Raw genomic sequence first — 21,110 nt, 5'->3', positions numbered from 1 at the left:
GATACTACATAATAATTTTATGTTCAATAAATTTGCACCTTAGCAAAAGTTGAGTTATATTTCTAGGCAGAAAAAGAAAAAATATCAGGAGATAATTAATATGGAAGGCTCTATAGAAAAAAACATCGTTTCAAGTCTGGGTACTATTTCTGAAGGCAAGGGCGGCTGGAAAACAGAACTTAATCTTGTTTCATGGAATGCCAGGGAACCTAAGTATGACATCCGTTCCTGGTCAGCTGATCACGAAAAAATGAGCAAGGGAATAACCCTTACTAAAGAAGAGCTTATTTCCCTTAAAAATCTTCTTAATTCAATAGCTTTATAAATCGCTGTAATCAGAACAGTAAATGCCTTCCTTTATTATTATTGAATGAAGGAGCATTACCAGTCTGGTATCTTCAAAAGCGGAACCTTCCTGACGGATATTCATATCAGTTGCTGCAAGAAGTGAGATTATGGAAGCAACGGCTCCCTTACTCCAGATTGTAGCAGCTACTTTATAGCGTTCCTGGTTTTTTTTGGAAGCAAAACCTCCAGCTTTTATCTGGGCATCTGTAGGTTTACGGCCGTCTGCAAAAAGCATATTCCAGTTACGCAGCTGACGGAAGCAGTAGGTAAGGCCTGCAATTACTGCAACTGCATTGGATTCCCTGGAAAGACGGATTTTATTTAAGATTTCTACTGCTGTCTCAAAGCGTTCTTTTTTACCCTTTGACTTATCACACATGGATTCAAATAAAGTAAAGGCACTCTCTTCCCTGTTATGGGTAAGGATTTTATCAACATCAGCTGCGCTAATCTGATGACCGGCTTCAAAACAATAGAAGAATCTGGAACATTCACTTTTAAGGCTTTCGGTATTGTTTTCTACCATCTCAAGAATCTGGCTTACAGCATCAGCACTTACGCCAAAACCGTTTTTCTTAAAGTAAGAAATAAGCCACTGTTCCTTGCGGTTTTCAAACATTTCCCAGAAAATCTTTCTGTGTCCGGCAGGAACGGCATTTTCAAGCTTTTTGTCCACAGACATTTCATCAGAAACTAAAATAAGGATATTTCCACTGGCCTGAGCCTGTTTAGCCCATCCGGCAATAAGTTCAATTTCTGCTTTTGTCTTAATGGTTTCTGCATTACGTAAAACTATAAAAAGGGCAGAAGAAAAAAGGCTCTCATTCTGAAGCTGGGCAATTACATCTGCCACACGGACATCGGCTGCAAAATAGCGATATTCATCAAGAGAACCATTTACTTTTCTGGATTCATCACGAATCCCGTTTATAGCATCATTTTTTTCTCCGGCTTCAGGACCGGTAAAAAGATATATTCCAGTTTCAATCATTTTTTACGTATGTTCTGATTATGCTTACAAGTATTCCGTATATAACAACATTCTGACAGAAAACACTCTGGACTTCAGGATTTTCACTTTGCAGGCGGATTCTGAAATCTTCTTCAAAATATTTTCTAAGGCAAACCCTGTTATCATGAACAACAACTGCAATCTGTCCGTTTTCTGCTGATTCACAATATTCAACAACGGCAATATCTCCGGCAAGAATACCGGCACCCTTCATTGAATCATCCTGAACCTTAAAGGCAAAATATTTTTTTTCTGAACGTACAAAAGGTTCCGGGATATTTATATATCCGCTTACATTTTCTTCTGCCAGAACATTCCTTGTAATATCCTTTACTTCTACAAGAGGAACTTTATCAACGAATAAAATATGCTCTTTCTGACGAAGATCCTTAATTATGCGGATTGAACGAGAAACATGCTGAGTCTGTACGATGTAGCCTTTTTTTTGAAGGGCAATTATATGATCCTGTACTGCACGTATAGAAATCTTAAAATGAAGACCGATTTCCCTCACTGTTGGAGAATAGGAATTATCCTCACAAAACTGTGCAATAAAGTCTAAAATTTCCCTCTGGCGCTCAGTAAGCCCCTTCATGCTTAGTCCTCTTCAAATTTTGATTCAAAGAGATTCACAATTGCATCTGCGGCTTCTTTTTCGTCTGCTCCTTCAACTTTAAGTGTAAGTGTTGTGTTGTAACCTGCAGCCATTGTAATGACACCCATAATTGACTTTGCATTTACGCTGGCAGAATCCTTCTCAATAGTAACTTCAGAAGAAAACTGATTTGCAGTCTGTGCAATTAATGCTGCTGGACGGGCATGAATACCTGCACGGTTTTTTACTGTCAACATTTTCTCTACCATAAAACTAAACTCCTGTTTATATCAGTACACGTCATCCGTGCTGCTGTATGCATTTTCTGCGGCACTTGTTTCTATCCATTTAAGAACATTCTGGTTAAAGTCACGGGCTGAATGATAACCCATAGACTTAAGACGCTCGTTCATGGAAGCTGCTTCTATGATAATCGGAAGGTTACGGCCGGTTCTTACAGGTATCTCTATAAGAGGAATCTTAACCCCCAGAAGGTCTATCGTATTTGTATCAGTACCAATACGGTCATACATTTTGTTCTGATCCCAGGTAGCAAGTTTAACTACAAGCTGAACTTCCTTCTGTTCACGAATGGAACCGATTCCGTAAAGCTGGGCAATGTTAATAATACCAAGACCACGGATTTCCATATGGTGACTGATAAATTTGTTTGCACCCTGACCAAGGATTGTATTACCGTTTACACAGCGGATTTCTACGATATCATCTGCAACCAGACGGTGACCGCGTTCAATAAGTTCAAGGGCTGTCTCACTCTTACCTACACCACTGTCGCCGGTTAAAAGAATACCTACACCGTATACTTCTACGAATACACCGTGAAGGGATTTTCTTGGAGCAAATATATTATTGAATACGCGGAAAATACGCTGGGAAAATTCAGAAGATTCAAGGTCAGTCTGAAGAACAGGAGTTCCTGCAATATCTGCCTTGGCTAAAAAAGATTCATCCGGAGAAATGCTGTGACTAAAAATAACACAGGGAATCTTACTTTCCAGAAGCTTATCTATAGTAGAAGTTTTGTTTTCGGAATAAAGTTTATGAAGGTAGGCATATTCACCACGACCAAAAAGCTGAACTCTCTCTTCTGCAAATGCATCAAAAAAGCCTGAAAGCTCAAGACCCGGTCTGTTAATATCAGGAACTGTTATTTCATTGGCAAGGCCACTGCGACCTGCTATACACTTGAGGTTAAGTGAATTATAGCCCTTCAGTTCCATGGAAAGTAAATCCAGAACTGTAAACTTCCTGTTTGCCATAAAAAACAGTATACAAAATGACAGTGTTTATGTCGAGACATTATTTCACTAAGATAAAGCCATGACTGAAAACACCAGACAAAAGCTTAACAGACTTACAAACCTTAAACAGAGGCTAATAAAAGAAAACGTCATCTTTGAAAATGCCATGATTATCAGCAGAATCGTAGAAAACGAAAAAGCCAGTCTTATTTCTGTTTTAAAGGCAAGGGCTAAAAATGCAGGACTTGATTCAGAAACAATAAAGCAGATATTCGGCGAATAAAAATTCGATTTTACTAAAGGAGGCAGGTTAAAATGAAAAAGGAATGGTTTCAGAACGACGACTTCTGGGTAAATTACGGTCCCATTATGTTTGACGAAGCCCACTGGGCAGAAGCTGCAGGAACAGCCGGAGAAATAAAAAAGATTGCAGGATTAAAAAACGGAGATAAAATTCTTGATGCCTGCTGTGCCCTGGGAAGAATCAGTGTTGAACTTGCCCTCCTTAACCTTAATGTAACCGGAGTAGACATTACCCAGCCATTTTTAGACTGTGCCGCCGATACAGCAGAAGATGAAGGAGTAAAACTTAATCTTGTAAACTGTGACATGAGGGAATTTAAAATAGACAGCAAATTTGACTGTGCCATAAACGTTTACAATTCCTTTGGATACTGTGACAGTAAGGAAGATGACTACAAAATAATTTCTTCCATATATGACAGCCTTAAAGAAGGGGGAAGCTTTATTCTGGAATGTATAAGCCGTGAAACTGCCATAAGGTGGTTTACTGAAGGTGAATGGTTTGAAAGAGCCGGAAAAACTGTCCTTACTGAATTTAAGCCTACCGGCGCCTGGGAAGGTTTAAGTTCCAGATGGATTCTTATAGATAAAAATGGCCAGCGTATGGAACACACCTTTATTCAGCGTCTCTACTCTGCTGCAGAATTAAGGGACAAGCTTCTGGAAACAGGATTTTCTTCTGCTGAAGTTTACGGTGGTTTTGATTTAAGCCCCTATGACTACAATGCAAAAACCATGGTTATAGTTGCCAGAAAGTAAAGGAAAAAAAAGCCTTAAAACTTTAATATTTCTTCTGATGTGGCAAAACTTACGTGCAGGGGACTTAAACCGCTTAAAATAAGTTCCGTGGCTTCTTCTTTAGGACGGTCCAGGCCGCTTACACAATCCTTTACGTAAACCGTGTATATTCCCTGGTCAATAAGATTGAGGACCGTACTTAAAACGCAGCATTCTGCTACTACACCTGTAACAAAAACCCGGTCTGCTTTACGGCACTTATCCAGCACTTCAGGAACTGCCAGGGAAGAATAAATGCCTTTTGTATAAAGGGGATATTTTTTTAAGACTTCATCAAAGTCACTTACCATTGCGTTGGCATATTCACTTTGATTTACATCTGCATATTTAACGTTGTAATCTGCCCAGACCCCGGACGCCTTTTTGTCAGCAATAAACCTTGTAAAAAGAACATCAGTAATTTTTCCTGAATCAATGAGCTTTAATATACGGCGGGCACAACCTTCTGTATCAAGACAGGCCCACTTTTGATTTTTAAGGTAGACATTCTGCATGTCTACAACAAGAAGAAGATCTTTCATATTTTTACATCTGTATGTCTATAAGGGCTTCCCTGAGGAATTTGCTTCCTACACGGGCATCAGCCATAAGGTGGGTAAAATTCTCATAGTGTTCCGGAGTACCATACTGTTCTCCAAAAAGGATTTCACTGCCACCATCTGACTTTCTTTCTACATTTAACATCCAGGTCCTGCCAAAGAGGCTAAAATCAAAATTCCGCCTTACTTCAACAAGACTTTTAAATTCATCTTTAGTCATTCTTAGTCCGCTTTGCCTTAAATCTGGCCAAAAGCTTAACTAAAAATGAAGATTTTGTCTCCTCTGCAGAAGAAACATTCATATCTTTTTCTACCTTAAATTTTGCAACTTCTTCGCTCATGTGAACAATACTTTCTGCATTTTCTGTAGAAAGATCATTTACGCTCTTAATTGCATCCGTAAGGGAAGAAACACCTTCCGATATACCGGACATAGAGCCGTTAATCTGAAGTGTTACAGAAGAAAGTTTTTCCATCTGAACAAGAATGTCACGACTGGCTTTATCAATAGATTCAGAAGCAGAACGTACATCTGCAGTTACAGAGTTAATATTGTGCATTGCATCAAGAATCTGGGTACTGCCGGCCTGCTGTTCATCCATTGCACTTTTAATAACAGCTTCCTGTGTACTTACCTTCTGAGTATTTTCAAAGATAACATCAAACTGCTCTTTAAGTTCAGCAGAATCTCCGTTCATTCCCTGAATTACTTCGCGGAAACTTTCAAGAACCTTACTGATTTTTTTACCCTGAGCATTTGAATCTTCGGCAAGCTTACGGATTTCGTCTGCTACTACGGCAAATCCCTTTCCGGCTTCTCCTGCATGGGCTGCTTCAATGGCGGCATTCATGGCAAGAAGGTTTGTCTGGCGGGCAATATTCTGAATAACATTACTTGCTTCAATAAGACCTTCTGAATCTTCTACAACTTTATTTGACATGGAAACAGTCTTTTCAATAGTCTGCTTACCTGATTCAGCAGAAGAAGAAAGTTCCTGAACATTCATCTGGTTCTTTTCAAGAATCTGTGTAACGGAAGCAATATTTGCAACCATTTCTTCTACAGCAGAAGATGACTGGGTAACACTTGCTGCCTGACTGATAATATTTTTGTTAAGTGTAGCAATGCTGGAAACAATTTCGTTAATAGTATCGTTGGTCTGATCAACACTTTCGCTCTGGTTATTTACATCGCCCTTTACATTCTGAATTGTAGTATCAATATCTGCAATTTCATTAGTGGAAGCTTCCATACTGTCAGAAAGTTTTGTACCTACCTGAGTAATTTTCTTTGATTCAGAAATAATGGAACGCATGGAATCAGCAATCTTTGAAATTGTACGGTTAAAGTAAAAACCAAGACGGCCAAGTTCATCCTTAGAAGTATCCGGAAGTGAAACCGTAAGGTCTCCGTCTCCTTCAGAAATATTTTTAAGGACACCAATAAGCTTGTTAAGCGGACGGGAAATACTTACACCTAAAAGAAGGGCTACACCAACAGAAACTACAATAGCTATTGAAATTACAAGAATCAAAAGCTGGAATACAGCCCTTGTAGGAGCATTCATGGTTTTTGTAGATGCTGTCATTACATAATCAAGGGAATAGTAGTTGTTTCCGGAAGGAATAATGCGGATTTCACATTCTTCTCCGTGGAATTTTTCTCTTGTAATACCGTATGCACCCTGCTTGTACTCCTTAAGAATATCAAGTCCAAGGGAAGAAGCTTTTTTAAGTTTAAGTGTATCAGCCCATGCATAAGGATCAAGAACAACATTTGTTTCTTCATCAAGAAGGGTAAGCTTAATTTCGCCCATTGTCTTTTCGTCGCCAAGGATTTCAAAGAAAACCCCAGCATTAAGTTCTACAATAGCAATATTTTCTTCTTCCCCGTCATCAATCATAATTCCGCAGGCAAAAACCAGCATTCCGTTCTGATTAAGGTAAACAGGAGTAAAATAAGGATCACCCATACAGTTAAGGACTGTGTCATACCATTCCTGATTTCTTGCAAAATCATAGCTCATAGTTTCTTCAGGATAAGAAACAACATTACCATCGGAAGTATAAACAGCTGCAGAAGTTACATATTCATTTGAATCAGCAACTGCAGACTCTACTGAAAGGATTAAATCTTCATCGCCAGTATAATTTGCGGCAGCCTGAGCTACTGAATAGGTTGAATGGTAGATACCCTGCATATAGGCATCAATTGTTGAATCTGTAAGTCTGATTGTTGTAGCAAACTTATCTGTAAAAGAATCATCGTTAAGGGGCTTAATGGTTTTGTAAATACTGACCCCAAGGATAATAAGAAGGGCTACGGTTTCAATAACAATTCCAATAACAATTCTGGTTGCAAGTGACTTTTTCTTTTCTTTTTTCACTTTATTAACTTTAACGTTTGTGTCCATGACAAAAATACTCCTATTATTAAACGTCAATAAAAATAATAACACAAAATTATTGATAGTCTATTTTATAAGTAACAAAAAGCAAATTCCATACCAAAAGCCCTTTTTAGAGAAAAAAAACGTAATTTTTTACTCATTTTCTATAAATAATTGAGGTATTTTGCTTTTACCTGCATTTGCATTATAATTGTACAAATAACATTTTCAGAAGCCTTTAAAAAATTTCAATCAGGTTTCAAAAAACTTTTTTTTTACATTTTTCTTAGGAGGAAAAATAATGAAAAAATCTCTTGCAATTGTTCTTGCAGCAGCACTTTACGCAGGAACAGCTTTCTCTCAGACACCGGCTGAAATCGTTAACAAATCTGTTACCCTTACCCCTCCGGACTATTCAGAAACAGTTCTTACCCTTGACCTTCTGGATAAAAATGGCACAGTTACTGAACACAGAACACTTAACCAGTACGGACACAGGAAGAACGGACTTGTTTCAACAGTATTTGACTTCCGCTCACCTGCTGCAGTAAAAGGAACCCGTATCCTTCAGTCAGAAAACAAAAACAAATCTGATGACAAATGGATTTACCTTCCTTCCCTTAAAACAACAAGACGTATTGCAAATACAGAAAAAAAGAAGTCTTTCGTAGGTACTGAATTTACTTACAACGACATGACACTTCGTGAAGCTGAAAACGATGAACATACTTTCATTAACGAAAACGGAAGCTACACAACAAACGGAAAAAGCTATTCTGTATGGGTAATCAAATCCGTACCTGTAAAAGACAAGAACGTTGAATACAGCTACCGCATTCAGTACATCGACAAAGATTCAAACATTCCTCTTCTTATGGAATTCTACAACAAGAAGGATGTAAAGATTAAGGAAGCTATTCTTGAACGCTTTGGTCAGGTAAAAGGTGCTACTGGTAAAACATACTGGCTTCGTCAGAGTCAGCTTGTAAAAAATCTTGAAACAGGAAAACAGACCCGTGTTATCGTAGAAGACTACACATTCGACAAACCAATTTCTGACCGCTACTTTACACAGAACTGGCTTAACACAGGTAAATAAAAACGGTAACCTAAAATTAACTTAAATTAACACATAGTGGAGCTCTAAAATGAAATTTACAAAAAAAGCATTACTAGGATGTGCAGTTCTTGCAACAGCAGGTCTTTCTTTTGCACAGGATTATGATGATTTTGATGCCTTTGCTTCAGATGCACCGGAAACATCATTTACAGCAGGAGGTACTTTTGAAACTACCGCCCGCTCTTATCTTGATGAAGCAGATCACGAAATAGAAGGCCTTGACGACATTTCTACCCTTCACACAGAAGCAGGTGCTACAGGCAAACTTAACCTTACTTATTCAGGAATAAGTTCTGAACTTAATGCAGTAATCAAATTTGATTCAAATTCTTTAGGTGAATATCCGGAAGATATTCTTGATGAATTTACAGCCCGTGCCTTCATGGGTAACCTTATCCTTGAAGCAGGTAAAATGCGTGTTGTATGGGGAAAGGGAGACAAAAATCACGTTGTAGATAATTTTAATGCAAATGACTACACAGACTACATCTTCCCTGATTACCTGGACCGCCGTATTGCAGAACCAATGTTCCGTGCAGTATACGCTACAAACAGCGATGTTAAGTTTGAAGCAATCTGGACTCCTGTAATGACAGCAGACCGTCTTGCTTCCAGCGGAAACTGGCAGCCTAAGGCAAGCAAAGCCCTTACTTCTACAGTAAAATCAACTGCCCTTTCATACCTTGCCAGCGCAACAGAAGCTAAAGTAAACGCAAATCAGCTTGCTACAGAATTTGCAACACTTTACGCAGAATATTCAGCAGGTGATACAAATGCCGGTACTGCACTTACAAGCCTTCTCAGCTCAAACGCTACTACTCTTAGTGCTTACGGTTTTGATGGAAATACAGCTACAGCTGCAGAAGCAATTGAAGCTTATGTAACAGCAGCAGAAACTGCTTACCTTACAGCCCTCAGCAACACTGGTTCACTTACTGACAGCCTTTATCCTGATACATACCAGCTTAAATATGGTCAGGCAGGTCTTCGCACAACATTTACAGCTGGCGGCTTTGATCTTGGATTCAGCTACTACTATGGTCACTACAAGCAGCCATCTGCAAACCTTTCAAAAATGGAAGCTTATGCAACAAAGGTACTTACAGGTTCTGATATTTCTGAATCTGATAAATTCCTTGCTTACGATAAACTCCAGGTATTCGGCATTGAAGGTGCAACAGTTTTTGGACCACTTAACATTCGTTTTGAAGCAGCGTACAACCTTACAGAAGATACCGATGGTGATGATCCTTGGGTTCACAACAACAGCATTGCCTGGGAAGCAGGATTTGACATGGACCTTCCTGTAAGCAACGTAAACTTTAACATTCAGACTGTAGGAAAATACATTCTTAATGGTGACAAAATCAATGATGGTATTTACAAAGCATATGACGTTGACGGTGACGCCAACGACTGCTACACAAACAACAAAATCATCGTAGACATCACAGACAGCTACAGAAACGACAGCATCAAGCTTGACATCAAGGGTGTATGGGGAATCGAAAGAGGCGACGTAGTAGTTATGCCTTCCCTTACATTCGATGTAAGGGATGACATGACACTCTCACTTTCTGGTCTCTACATCTGGTGCAAGGATGAAGACAGTGAATTTGACGGCTGGGAAAACAACAGCTTTGCTCAGGTTGGAATCAAATATCTTTTCTAATTTGACGGCTTAGTTTTTAACGCTTAAACAAAAAAAATGCCTTCTGCAAAATGAAGTGAACCACAAAAGTCACTATCTTATGCAGAAGGCATTCTTATTTTAAAGAAGCTTTATTTAGTCTTCGTAAACATTTTCCTTAATATCAGCACGATAAAGATCAAAATGCTTTTTTGTTACCTTATCAAGGAATTCCTGGGCAAGGTCATATTCATCAACATGATTGCAAGATACCATAAAGTCATTACCTGTTGTTGTGTAGTAAAAACTTCCGATATACATTGCAGAAACACCCTTTGGAACATCTACATTAATGTCAAATGGAAGGTATATAGCAGTATCAATAGAATCAAAGAAGTAATATCTGAATACTGCAGGGAACCTGAGGTTTCTTGTTTTTGAATTTACCTGATAGCGGGCATAAAAAAATTCACCATCACTAAAGAAAACCTTTTTGTTATCATCATCAAAATCTTCAAGATCATCATCAAAATCATCAGGATCTTCCGGAGCAAAAGGAATGTGGTAAGTGCCAGCCTTACCCCTGTCTTCTTCAGCTACCTTACGGGTATCAGCAATAAACTCCATATCTTCTTTTGGAGTTACAACAACTCTTCCCACAATAATAACTTCATTTTTCCCAGGATTCTTTACTTTAGGATCATCAGCAAATAAAGAAGCAGAAGCAAAAAGTGAAGCAGCAAGAATAATAAATTTAACTTTCATTTTTTTCTCCATAAATAAAATTAGAAAACTCTAAAAAAAAGCTTATTCGGCTCCAAGTTCTTCTATACGCTTATTAATAGCGTCTTCCCATACTGTACCCTTGTAAAGCTTAAGTGCCCCCTTAAGGTAAGCAGCTTCGCCTTTTGCATCTTTTTTTAATTCATAGCCGTCATTCTCAAAAAGCTCACCAGTTGTAGCATATCCTAAAAAATAGATACCAGGCTTTTTTGGTACATTTACAACTAATGGAACTGTTGCAGGCTGCATTGGATATGTAAGGTCATAATTGTAAACAACAACCGTATTACCAACATAATAACTTCTTTGAAAAACAAGATCTTTCAAAAAGTAAGTTGAACCAGGAGCAACAGGCTTAGAAACAAATACGTTACCATTAACTTTTTCCATGTCTGCAGGATAGTCCGGATCCATCTGAGAAAAAGATATCTTCTGAGCTACGTCAGTTGCCACTATAAATACAACAGAATTTTCTGGTGTTCCAGCAGGTTCCCTGTAATCCTTAAGGTCTTCTTTGTCTACTTTTACTGCAACACAGCTTACAGAAAGCATTGCTGCAAATGTTAAAGCTGCTGCCATTATTTTTCTAATCATTTTAATCCTCTCCTTTATTTATATATTTAGAATGAAATGATTCCATAAACTGTAAGGGCTTTAGCAGTAAAGTTATCAAAGCCATTATCTTCATCAAATTCATCTGTTGAAGTATCCATAAACTCAGTAACATAAGTCTGTTTATAGCCTGCTCCAATACCAAAGTGAACAGAAGAATCTGTCCTGAACATTACCTGAAGACCTGCCTCTGCAGTATAACCGAGAGTACAGATTGAATTACCGTAACCAATAGTTCCTAAGATTTTTCCGTATGGAACAAAACCAAAGCTTCCAGTCTTTACAGGAATACGAAGCACTGCTCCTACACCAACATTATTTAAGTCAAAGCTTTCTATATCGCTTTCAACAGTAAAACGCTGATACATAAAAGACCATCCGGTAAAATCAGAAGAAGCAAAAAGATCCATTCCAAGAGCAAAAGCAAGAGGATCCCCATTAAGGCTGATATCTGCACCTGCGGTTAAAACAAGACTATCCCAGCTGCTTAATTCAGGAGCTGCAAAAGAAAGACCAGATGAAGAGTTCTTATTCTTGTCTTTGTTCTTATTTTTTGAATTAGACTTTGTTTTTACATTGCCGTTTTCGTCTTTTTCATCAAAGCTAAAGCTTTCAATACGCCAGAGACCATGTTCCTTAATCCACTGAGCTGTAAAGGAATCTTCTTCAGAAGCTGTATAAACTACGCTTGCCTTATCTCCGTTTTTTTCTGATTTGCCGCAAGCATACTTAAGTCCGTCATTAGATTCTGAACCGTATTTTTTCCAGAGCTGATATGCACAGGCATAACGGAGACCTTCTGCAGGACTGTAAGCAAAAGCTTCAAGAACAGAAGAACGAATCTTAGAAGAAGCAAAGTGAAGTGTAGCTTCAAAATCTTCCTGACCGCTTTTAGAAGCCCTGTCATAAGAAATGTATTTTACAAGATCATAATATTCAGAGGATGCAAGTGCATCTGAGAATTTTGCTATTCTTGAATCAAGAAGAGCCTTGTCTTCCTGAGCAGAAAGTTTTTTCTGAGCCCTGTCAATCATATCCTTAATAACTGCAGCAGGAATTGCAAAGTTTGTAGAATCTCTCTGATATGCCTTCCAGGTATTAATACCGATTACTTCATAACCGGCTGTTCCTTTAGAAGAAGCAACCATAAGTGGTCCACCGGAATTACCTGCATCAATCTGTGCTGAATGCTGAATGATTGTAGAAATAGAAGGATCAAGAAGTTCCTTAATTCTTGCACTGGCATTAGTAGCAGTACCCTTGCCAAGCTGCCATGCAGGTTCTGAACCTAAACCAGGAAAACCTGCAGACCATACTTCTGCTCCATCAGATATTTTTGATGAAGAAAGTGTAAGGCCTTTCTTAAATGGCTTTGCACCGTTTTTAAAACCAAGGATTGCAATATCGATGTCATCATCTGTTAAAACAACAGTAAGACCTTCGTACTTTGTAACCTTTCCTGTTTCTCCGTCTTCAAACTCTACAGAAGCTGTAGCTGCCTGAGAAACAACGTGACGGTTTGTAACTACATAGTTTGTACCGTCAGAAGTAACAACAATAAAACCTGAACCGAATCCACCTTCAAGATAAGAATCAACATAACCTGCGTAAGTTGAATAACCCTGATCTTTAAGCTCATCACGATAATCTTCAAAATATTTTACATGTTCAGGATAATACTGCTGGCGCACTACACCAACATAAGAACGAATCTGTGCAAATGCAGAACTAGTGACAGCCAGCATTGCAGAAATAAAAAGTGTCTTTAACATTTTTTTCATAGTTATAACCCTTTAACTTAATTTTAAGTTTATAATATTACATAAAAGGGTTATTACTGACAAGAATAATTAAGGGTAAGGGCAAAAAAAAGCCCGGGTAATCTACGGCACAACCGCTGACCAAATACCGTTGCTGGATTCCTCCTCTGGCGGGGTTTTCTGGCAGCCGTTTGCATAGCACCCGGACAATAAAGAAAAGCAAGGGTCCTGCCCCCTTAAAAACTGCAGCCTGATTACTCTGCTGTCTTTTCTAAAAAACTGCACTCATGAAGTAAATCACGAAAGTACAAAAAAAAGGGTCTGTTATTAACAGACCGCTTATACGAGACTGACACGATTCGAACGTGCGACCTCTTCCTCCGCAGGGAAGCGCTCTAATCCAACTGAGCTACAGTCTCAAATTTCCAGCGGAGGCGACAGGAGTCGAACCTGCCCGGCCCTTTCGGAACCGACGGTTTAGCAAACCGTTGTATTAACCGCTCTACAACGCCTCCAAAGTCTTTCTTCCGTTAGACTCAAAAAAAAAGCGGAGCGAGAGGGATTTGAACCCCCGATACCCGTAAGAGTATAACGGTTTTCAAGACCGCCGCGTTCGACCACTCTGCCATCGCTCCGTAAAATGTAGAGTAAATATATAAAATCACAAAAAATATGTCAAGTAGATGTCTTTATTTTTTATAAAAATTCACCTTTTTTTTTGCTTCTCGACAACAGTGCTCTTTAACAGTATTTTATTAGCAGCATATTTATCAGGAGACCAGGTAGCATGAACATTCTTTCCATTTCTAACTTAAAACGCATAGGCAGGGAAAAACCTCTTTTTGAAAACGTAACTTTTGGACTGAATGAAGGAGACAAGGCTGCCCTTATCGGACGTAACGGTACAGGTAAGTCTACCCTCCTGAACACAATAGCAGGTGTTCTTACACCGGATGAAGGAAGCGTAGTCCTTAACAAGGAAGCCGGCATTTCTTTTCTTCCACAGAATCCTTCTTATAATATGGAAGACACCATAAAGGAACACATATTTAAATCCTCCTCCCCTAAACTTGATCTTATAAAAGAATACGAAGACATATGCCGTCTACTGGAAAAAGATTCATCAGATTCAGTTCAGAAAAAATTCAATGAGATAAATGAACAGATGACTCAGAAAGACCTGTGGAACTACGAAGCCCAGGTAAGTTCAATTCTAACAACATTGGGAATAAAGGATCTGGATAAAAAGATGAAGGAACTTTCCGGGGGTATGATAAAAAAAGTTGCCCTTGCCCAGGTTCTTGTAGAAGATACAAAACTCCTTCTTCTTGATGAACCTACAAACCACCTGGACATAACTACAATTCACTGGCTGCAGGATTACCTTGCCCAGACAAAACGTTCCGTGCTTATGGTAACCCATGACCGCTACTTTCTTGATGCTGTCTGCAACCACATATATGAACTGAGCCGCAACAAGGTAAAGCTTTACACTGGCAACTATTCAACCTATCTTGAAAAAAAAGAAACTGAAGCAGAAATAGAAGCTAATACTGAACGCCGCATAGAAAGCGTACTCAGGTTTGAAAGAGACTGGCTTATGAGGGGACCATGTGCCAGGGGAACTAAAGCAAAGGCCCGTATACAAAGAGACCAGGCCCTTATCAATAGAGAAAAGTTTCACGATCCTAAAGGCTTTACTTTTGAAGTTGCAGGCAGAAGGCTGGGTGGAAAAATCCTTGAACTTCACAACATAAGCAAAAGCTTTAATCTGGGAAAGCACACTGTAATAAAGGACTTTAACTACACCTTCAGTAAGGGAGAAAAAATAGGAATCTTTGGAGACAACGGTTCCGGCAAATCTACCCTCCTTAACATAATCACCGGTACAATTGAAGCTGATTCCGGTTATATAGAAAAAGGAGAGAATACCGTAATTGCCTACTACCAGCAGAACCCGACTTTTAAAGACCTTTCCATTACCGTACTTGAGTATGTAAAGGAAGCCGCAGAAGTAATGAAGATGAATGACGGAACTGAACTTTCTGCAGCCCTTTTTCTTGAACAGTTTGGCTTTGAAGGAAAGATTCAGCATTCAATGCTCAATACCTTAAGCGGTGGAGAAAGAAAGAGACTCTTTTTAGTAAGGCTTTTGCTCAGTAATCCTAACTTTCTTATTCTTGACGAACCTACCAACGACTTTGACATTTTTACAATGAATATTCTTGAACAGTTCCTTATGGGATTTAAGGGCTGTCTCTTAATTGTAAGCCATGACCGCTACTTTATGGACAAGGTTGCCGACACCATGTTTATTCTTGAAGGCGACGGTAATATCTCCGGTTTTGCAGGAAAATGTTCAGAGTATATAGAAGTAAGGGAAGAAAATAAGAGACAGGAATTCCTTGAACAGAAAAAAGCAGCTGCAGAAAAAAAAGAAGAAAGCAAGGCTCAGGAAAAGGCCGCCGCCCAGACTCAGGCAAAAAGAAAGCTGACCTTTAAGGAACAGAAGGAATTTTCTGAACTTGAAGAAAGAATTGCCCTACTGGAAGACAGCCTTAAGGAATACGAAGCTGACATGAGCAGTTCCGATTACGAAAAAAGCAAGGCGGCAGGAGACAAATACACCGCTGCCCAGACTGAACTTGAAGCCGCCTATGCCCGCTGGGAAGAACTGGCTGCCCTGGTCTGATAAGCTGCTATAAGCACTGCTATTGAGAAAAAGATAGTAAATATTTAATTTTTTTTTGCCGAAATTTAAAGTATGGCAAAGAATAGTTACAGTCAGCCGGATTTCTGGTCTCAAAAAGCTTTTAGGGAAGGCTATCCGGCCCGCAGTGTTTATAAACTTGAAGAAATAGATAAAAAATTCGGGATGCTTAAAAAAAGCCGTACAGTCCTTGATCTGGGTGCAGCACCTGGAAGCTGGACAACCTGGCTTTTAAGAAACATCGACCCTTCAGGAAAAGTTGTTTCCTGTGACCTTAACCCTCTTGCAAAAAATGTTACCGCAGACAACCTGGTATTCTTTCAGGGAGATTTGCTCAGCGAAGAAATAAGGGAAAAAATCATTGCAGAAGGACCTTACGATCTTGTTGTATGTGACGCAGCTCCACTCACCACCGGTAACAGAACAATTGACACCCTTAGAAGTAAAAGTCTTGTAGAAATGGCAATCTGGTACGCCCAGCAGATGCTTAAAACAGGGGGAAACTTCTGTGTAAAAATCTTTCAGAACGGAGACCAGCAGAAGCTACTTATGAAAATGAGGGAAACCTTTACACAGGCCAAGGGATTTAAACCGGAAGCCTGCAGGGCTGAATCCTTTGAAACCTATTTAATCGGACTTAATAAAAAAGGTGAGTGACATGAAGAAAATTGAACTTTTTAAAAACATGTGCTACAGTAAACGCATTGAATTGAAGTTATATATGAAGAATATTCTTATAAGCGGAGCCTGCACTCTTGGAGCAGCAGCTATTGTTGCAGCAGGTACATTTGCATTTGTAAGCATTAATCATCCTCAGGAAAAAGGTGAAGGCGGTTATGAAAAATCTGCCATTCCTACCCATATAGATACAATTCTTGCCCAGACAGAAGAAATAAGCATTCAGGAACCGGAAGAAGTTTATACAGGACTTGCCTATTTCTCTTACAGAGTAAAGCAGGGAGAAGTAATCAGTAAAATCGCTTCCAGCTTTGGCATTTCGGAAGATACCATTACCAGCGTAAACAATATTACTGCAGCAAGAAGGCTTCAGATAGGACAGTACCTTAAGATTCCTACAATGTCAGGTATCCTTTACACTGTCAGAGGGGATAACGAAACATCTGCTACAATTGCAGAAAAGTTTGAAGTAAGCGCAGAAAAATGTGCAATGGTAAACAATATTACCCAGGACCAGGTTCTTGAAGAAGGAAAAACCCTCTTTGTTCCGGATGCCCTTATGGACAGAATTACAAAGCTTGAAATTAACGGTGACCTTTTCAAAAAGCCCCTTAAAGGCGGATATTACTTTTCTTCACGTTACGGATGGAGAACAAGTCCTTTTGATTCTTCACGCCGTTCCTTCCATTCCGGTATAGATATGGCCTGCAGAACAGGTACACCTATTTATGCTGCTCTTGACGGAAGGGTAACAACTGCAGGCTGGAGTGATATTTACGGAAACTATGTTATCGTAACCCACCATTCAGGCTACAAAACACTTTACGGACACATGAACAGCATTTCCGTTAAAAAAGGTGCTTATGTTACAACTTCTACAGTTCTTGGAAAAGTTGGTTCAACAGGTTTAAGTACAGGTCCACACCTTCACTTTTCTGTATACAAAAACAATCGTACTGTAAACCCGGCTGACCTCTGGTAAAGCTTAGTTAACAGGACTTTCTTTCTACAATATTGACCGGCAGGGTGATTACAAATGCGTTTTCATTCTGGCCGGCATTATCTTTTACAATCAATTCTACTGCACGTTCACCCATAAGATGCTTTTGTACATTCATAGTAGTAAGAGGTGGATATGTGTATCCTGAAAATTCAATATTATCAATACTGATAAGGGCCAGCTTAGAAGGCACATCAATTTTCTTTTCATTAAGATAGCAGAGAACACCAATGGCAACTTCGTCAGAACCACAGACAACTGCCCGGGGTAAAAGTCCTTCTTTATGAAGCTTTTTAATGCAGTCATAACCGCCATCCATATTAAAGGCTTCTCCTGCATAAAAATCTTCTCCCAGACCAAGTTCATGGGCAACCAGCCCTACTCCGGAAACACGTTCGTCGTTTTCTCCAATATAGACAAAGTTTTTATAACCCTTGTTAACCAGATGCATGGCTGCCTTTTTAGCGGCTTCCTGTCTGTCAAAGAGAACACTGCTTAAACCGTCATATTTCCATTCTACACAAACGGTCTTATCTATTCGTTCACGGATTTTTTCTATAATAAGGCGGTCGTCTTCTGTCTTTATAGCCTGATCTATGGCTACAAGAATAAGGGCACCGATTTCTTCCTGACTGATAAGCTTGTTAAAAAGAACAGGATCCTTTAATTCATTAAAGAAACGGATAAACCTGATACTGTACTTGTTTTTATGAGCCTGAGCATGAATACCGGCAATAATCTCTGCATAGTAGGGACGGCGGAAAACATCTGCGTTACAAAGAATTACACCAATGCTTTTGGAAGCAAAAGCCACATCTCCCTGTTTAAGAACCTGAGCTGCCTTATTAGGACGGTAATCAAGTTTTTCTATAGCATCAAGAATACGCTGTCTGGTTTCCGGAGCAACAGCCCTGGATTGATTTCCGCTGATTACATAACTTACCATGCTTCTGGTAACACCGGCTTCTTTTGCAACATCATCCTGAGTAACAGTTCTTCCTGCCATAATAATCACCTTTTATCAACATTCAGTCTACATTTTATCATCACGAGTTGATGTTTTTTATTTTACCACAGTTGGATTATTTTTCAATACGGGTCTTTATTTTAATGGGAATTTTTATGAGGGAAGATCGTGAAAACGGCTCATATATGTAAAAAAGGGTCCAGTAAAGAGGGATGATTACCCCTTTAGTATATATAAAATAGCGTAATAAAAGTATAAAAAAGCGAACTAAGCAATAAAAATGCCGTTAAATTTAAGGCTTTTCCGTTGAATTTGAAAAAACTGACATCTATAATAATACATCACTTTACAAAAAAGACATTTTTGTCATTTTAATGAGGACTTTATGAAACAGGAAGAAACCTTACCAAAAATTCTTCGCAAATCTGCAGAAAAATGGCCGGAAGTATCAGCTCAGCTTTCCCATGATAAAATGGGCGGATACGTAGAAAACAACTACCATGACTTTTTTCAGATGGCTCTGGATTTTGGCGGCGCCCTTGCAGAAATGGGAATTAAAAGAGGAGACAAAATAGGTCTTATTGCAGACAACCGTAAGGAATGGGAACAGGCAGACATGGGTATTCTTGCCATTGGTGCCATTGATGTTCCCCGTGGATGTGATGCTACAGAAAACGACCTTTCCTATATCCTTTCCTTTGCAGAAGTTGAAACTGTAGTTACAGAAAACGAAGCTCAGGTAAAAAAGCTTCTTCGTATTCATGAAAATACTCCTACTGTAAAAACAATCATTTCCTTTGACGAAGTTGATAATTCAGTTGCAGCTCAGTGTAAGGAAGCCGGCATTGAATACTTTACTTTTGAAAACCTTAAGGAGTCAGGCCATAAATGGAGAATTGCCCATCCTGACTATGTAGAAGATGAACTTGAAAAAGGAAGCAAGGACGATCTTGCTACAATTATCTTTACTTCAGGAACAACTGGTACTCCAAAGGGAGTTATGCTTACCCACAAAAACATGATCTGCCAGCTTGATGAAGTAGTAGAAAGAATCTTCCTTAATCCAGGAGAAAGAGCTCTTTGTGTACTCCCTGTATGGCATGCCTTCCAGAGAGCCGTTGAATACGTAATCATGTCCCAGGGGGCAACCCTTTGTTATTCAAAACCAATCGGTTCAATTCTTCTTCAGGATTTACAGAAACTTGATCCATATCTTCTTCCTGCAGTACCACGTGTATGGGAAGCTGTTTATGACGGTATATGGCGCAAAATGCGTAAAACAGGCGGTCTTGTATTTGCAATGTTCCGCTTCTTTGTAAATGTTGCCCTTTTATGGTGTGCAATTGACCGCAAGCTGCGCAGAAAGAACTCCCGCTTTGGAAGAGACTATATAGGCTTCTGGTGGCCTGTTCTTGTATGGCCATGGCTGCTTATCTACCCTCTTAAAATGCTGGGTAACCTCCTTGTATTTAAGAAAGTACGTGCCATGGTAGGTAAAAACTTCCGTGCAGGTATTGCCGGAGGCGGTGCTTACCCTGATGTAATCGACAAGTTCTTCTGGGCAGTAGGTGTAAAAATCGTAGAAGGTTACGGTCTTACAGAGACAGCACCTATTATTTGTGTACGTCCTATAGTTGACCCTATTCTCCGTAACGTAGGTTCTCCTTTAAGGGGAATCCAGGTACGTGTTGTAGATGATGACGGCATTATCCTTGGTAAATGTAAAAAAGGTACCCTTCAGATTAAGGGTGACTGTGTAATGCAGGGTTATTACAAGCGTCCAGACCTTACAGAAAAAGTAATGACTGTAGACGGATGGTTTGATACCGGAGACCTGGCAATGCTTACTGTAAATAACGAAATCCAGCTCAGGGGCCGTAAAAAGGATACCATCGTTCTTATGGGTGGAGAAAACATTGAACCTCTTCCTATAGAAAGCAAGATTAATACTTCACGCTATATTTCTACTTCAGTTGTATTTGGAACAAATGAAAAGCATGAAGACCAGAGATACCTTGTTGCTTTAGTTCTTCCTAACAAAGATGAAATAGAAGACTATGCAGCAGAAAACAAGATTCAGTATTCAAGCTTTGAAGAACTGGCTAATACAGAAACAATTAAAAAGCTTCTGGAACACGAAATTGCAGAACTTATAAGCAGCAAGACAGGCTTTAAGGCTTACGAACGTATTAATAAGATTGCAATTATTACAAAGCCTTTTGAAGTTGGTGTTGAACTTTCTGCAAAACAGGAAATGATGCGTTACCGTGTTGCTGACCTTTATAAGGATAAGCTCCACGATCTTTATGCTGAATCTAAATAATATAAACGAAAGGGGATGACCAATAAGTATTGTCATGCTGAAACACACATTCGTAGCAGGTGCGTGCGAATGTGGCGTAGCAGGTGCGTGCGAATGTGGCGTAGCAGGTGCGTGCGAATGTGGCGTAGCGTTCAGTATGTAAAATATACCCCAAATGGTAGACACATTTAGAAGAAGGGATCCATAAAAGTAGACACTAAAATAAAAGGGAAAATCCCAAATAGTAGACACTTAAAAAATCCAGAAGATATAATGTATCTACACTGGAGGTGCTGCGATG

General features: G+C 39.3%; 20 protein-coding genes, 3 tRNA genes and 1 other RNA gene. 9 read left to right on the top strand and 15 right to left on the bottom strand.

What is annotated here, in order from left to right; genetic code table 11:
* Positions 1-100: 100 nt before the first annotated feature.
* Positions 101-325 carry a YdbC family protein gene (locus tag K6D58_RS09765; protein WP_296830186.1) on the top strand — a complete coding sequence of 75 codons (225 nt, stop codon included), beginning with the start codon at positions 101-103 and terminating at the stop codon, positions 323-325.
* On the opposite strand, the gene holA is transcribed toward K6D58_RS09765, so the two are convergent.
* From holA to hprK, 4 genes are read right to left on the bottom strand one after another with little or no spacing between them, the layout of a single operon-like run.
* Positions 320-1,339, bottom strand: coding sequence for a DNA polymerase III subunit delta (holA, locus tag K6D58_RS09760; RefSeq protein ID WP_296830184.1), 1,020 nt, complete (start codon positions 1,337-1,339; stop codon positions 320-322). The genes K6D58_RS09765 and holA overlap by 6 nt on opposite strands.
* Positions 1,332-1,955: a transcriptional repressor LexA gene (gene lexA, locus K6D58_RS09755; RefSeq protein ID WP_296830182.1), complete on the bottom strand. Its 624-nt coding sequence runs from the start codon at positions 1,953-1,955 to the stop codon at positions 1,332-1,334. The genes holA and lexA overlap by 8 nt, the downstream gene beginning before the upstream one ends.
* A 2-nt stretch (positions 1,956-1,957) precedes the next feature.
* Positions 1,958-2,224 (bottom strand): HPr family phosphocarrier protein, encoded by a 267-nt coding sequence (locus tag K6D58_RS09750; RefSeq protein WP_296830180.1) that lies wholly within the window; start codon positions 2,222-2,224, stop codon positions 1,958-1,960.
* A gap of 21 nt (positions 2,225-2,245) precedes the next feature.
* The gene (gene hprK, locus K6D58_RS09745; RefSeq protein WP_296830178.1) at positions 2,246-3,235 is read right to left on the bottom strand and encodes an HPr(Ser) kinase/phosphatase; all 990 of its coding nucleotides are present in this window, start codon (positions 3,233-3,235) and stop codon (positions 2,246-2,248) included.
* 61 nt (positions 3,236-3,296) lie between these two features.
* On the opposite strand from hprK, the gene K6D58_RS09740 reads away from it, so the two are divergent.
* Complete coding sequence (locus K6D58_RS09740; protein ID WP_296830176.1) at positions 3,297-3,500, top strand: hypothetical protein; 204 nt, start codon at positions 3,297-3,299, stop codon at positions 3,498-3,500.
* Between the two features lie 32 nt (positions 3,501-3,532).
* Entirely contained in the window at positions 3,533-4,279 is a 747-nt protein-coding gene (locus K6D58_RS09735) for a class I SAM-dependent methyltransferase (protein WP_296830174.1), read from the top strand.
* Between the two features lie 14 nt (positions 4,280-4,293).
* On the opposite strand, the gene K6D58_RS09730 is transcribed toward K6D58_RS09735, so the two are convergent.
* Genes K6D58_RS09730 through K6D58_RS09720 form a run of 3 tightly spaced genes read right to left on the bottom strand, consistent with a single transcriptional unit; the run spans position 4,294 to position 7,271 of the window.
* Positions 4,294-4,839 carry a cysteine hydrolase family protein gene (locus tag K6D58_RS09730; RefSeq protein ID WP_296830172.1) on the bottom strand — a complete coding sequence of 182 codons (546 nt, stop codon included), beginning with the start codon at positions 4,837-4,839 and terminating at the stop codon, positions 4,294-4,296.
* A gap of 4 nt (positions 4,840-4,843) precedes the next feature.
* Positions 4,844-5,077, bottom strand: coding sequence for a hypothetical protein (locus tag K6D58_RS09725; protein WP_296830170.1), 234 nt, complete (start codon positions 5,075-5,077; stop codon positions 4,844-4,846).
* The gene (locus K6D58_RS09720; protein ID WP_296830168.1) at positions 5,070-7,271 is read right to left on the bottom strand and encodes a methyl-accepting chemotaxis protein; all 2,202 of its coding nucleotides are present in this window, start codon (positions 7,269-7,271) and stop codon (positions 5,070-5,072) included. The genes K6D58_RS09725 and K6D58_RS09720 overlap by 8 nt, the downstream gene beginning before the upstream one ends.
* 277 nt (positions 7,272-7,548) lie before the next feature.
* Here K6D58_RS09720 and K6D58_RS09715 point away from each other — a divergent pair, with 277 nt between their 5' ends.
* Both K6D58_RS09715 and K6D58_RS09710 read left to right on the top strand, forming a co-directional pair.
* On the top strand, positions 7,549-8,346 hold the full coding sequence (locus K6D58_RS09715; RefSeq protein ID WP_296830166.1) for an outer membrane lipoprotein-sorting protein: 798 nt from the start codon (positions 7,549-7,551) through the stop codon (positions 8,344-8,346).
* A 49-nt stretch (positions 8,347-8,395) separates the two neighbouring features.
* Positions 8,396-10,039, top strand: a complete 1,644-nt coding sequence (locus tag K6D58_RS09710; protein ID WP_296830164.1) for a hypothetical protein — start codon at positions 8,396-8,398, stop codon at positions 10,037-10,039.
* Between the two features lie 114 nt (positions 10,040-10,153).
* On the opposite strand, the gene K6D58_RS09705 is transcribed toward K6D58_RS09710, so the two are convergent.
* The 7 genes from K6D58_RS09705 to K6D58_RS09675 all read right to left on the bottom strand — a co-directional run bounded on the left by K6D58_RS09705 (position 10,154) and on the right by K6D58_RS09675 (position 13,787).
* Positions 10,154-10,762 (bottom strand): hypothetical protein, encoded by a 609-nt coding sequence (locus K6D58_RS09705; protein WP_296830161.1) that lies wholly within the window; start codon positions 10,760-10,762, stop codon positions 10,154-10,156.
* Positions 10,763-10,804: 42 nt separating this feature from the next.
* Positions 10,805-11,374 carry a hypothetical protein gene (locus tag K6D58_RS09700; RefSeq protein WP_296830159.1) on the bottom strand — a complete coding sequence of 190 codons (570 nt, stop codon included), beginning with the start codon at positions 11,372-11,374 and terminating at the stop codon, positions 10,805-10,807.
* Between the two features lie 26 nt (positions 11,375-11,400).
* Positions 11,401-13,173, bottom strand: coding sequence for a trypsin-like peptidase domain-containing protein (locus tag K6D58_RS09695; protein ID WP_296830157.1), 1,773 nt, complete (start codon positions 13,171-13,173; stop codon positions 11,401-11,403).
* Between the two features lie 88 nt (positions 13,174-13,261).
* Positions 13,262-13,360, bottom strand: an RNA gene (gene ffs, locus K6D58_RS09690) — signal recognition particle sRNA small type.
* 136 nt (positions 13,361-13,496) lie between these two features.
* Positions 13,497-13,571, bottom strand: a tRNA-Arg gene (locus tag K6D58_RS09685).
* Positions 13,572-13,581: 10 nt separating this feature from the next.
* Positions 13,582-13,667 (bottom strand) — tRNA-Ser (locus K6D58_RS09680).
* Between the two features lie 33 nt (positions 13,668-13,700).
* Positions 13,701-13,787 (bottom strand) — tRNA-Ser (locus tag K6D58_RS09675).
* Between the two features lie 152 nt (positions 13,788-13,939).
* Here K6D58_RS09675 and K6D58_RS09670 point away from each other — a divergent pair.
* From K6D58_RS09670 to K6D58_RS09660, 3 genes are all read left to right on the top strand, one after another.
* On the top strand, positions 13,940-15,844 hold the full coding sequence (locus K6D58_RS09670; RefSeq protein ID WP_296830155.1) for an ABC-F family ATP-binding cassette domain-containing protein: 1,905 nt from the start codon (positions 13,940-13,942) through the stop codon (positions 15,842-15,844).
* 72 nt (positions 15,845-15,916) lie between these two features.
* A complete protein-coding gene (locus K6D58_RS09665; RefSeq protein ID WP_296830153.1) occupies positions 15,917-16,519 on the top strand; it encodes an SAM-dependent methyltransferase in 603 nt (200 codons plus the stop codon).
* A 1-nt stretch (position 16,520) separates the two neighbouring features.
* Positions 16,521-17,522 (top strand): peptidoglycan DD-metalloendopeptidase family protein, encoded by a 1,002-nt coding sequence (locus tag K6D58_RS09660; RefSeq protein WP_296830152.1) that lies wholly within the window; start codon positions 16,521-16,523, stop codon positions 17,520-17,522.
* Between the two features lie 7 nt (positions 17,523-17,529).
* On the opposite strand, the gene K6D58_RS09655 is transcribed toward K6D58_RS09660, so the two are convergent.
* Positions 17,530-18,546: a LacI family DNA-binding transcriptional regulator gene (locus K6D58_RS09655; protein ID WP_296830150.1), complete on the bottom strand. Its 1,017-nt coding sequence runs from the start codon at positions 18,544-18,546 to the stop codon at positions 17,530-17,532.
* A 346-nt stretch (positions 18,547-18,892) separates the two neighbouring features.
* Between K6D58_RS09655 and K6D58_RS09650 the strand changes: the two genes are divergently transcribed.
* Positions 18,893-20,830 carry an AMP-dependent synthetase/ligase gene (locus K6D58_RS09650; protein WP_296830148.1) on the top strand — a complete coding sequence of 646 codons (1,938 nt, stop codon included), beginning with the start codon at positions 18,893-18,895 and terminating at the stop codon, positions 20,828-20,830.
* Positions 20,831-21,110: the final 280 nt, after the last annotated feature.

Source organism: Treponema sp., assembly GCF_024696245.1.
GTDB lineage: Bacteria > Spirochaetota > Spirochaetia > Treponematales > Treponemataceae > Treponema_D.
Note: the sequence above shows the minus strand (reverse complement) of the source record. Positions and strands in the feature narration are given on the sequence as shown.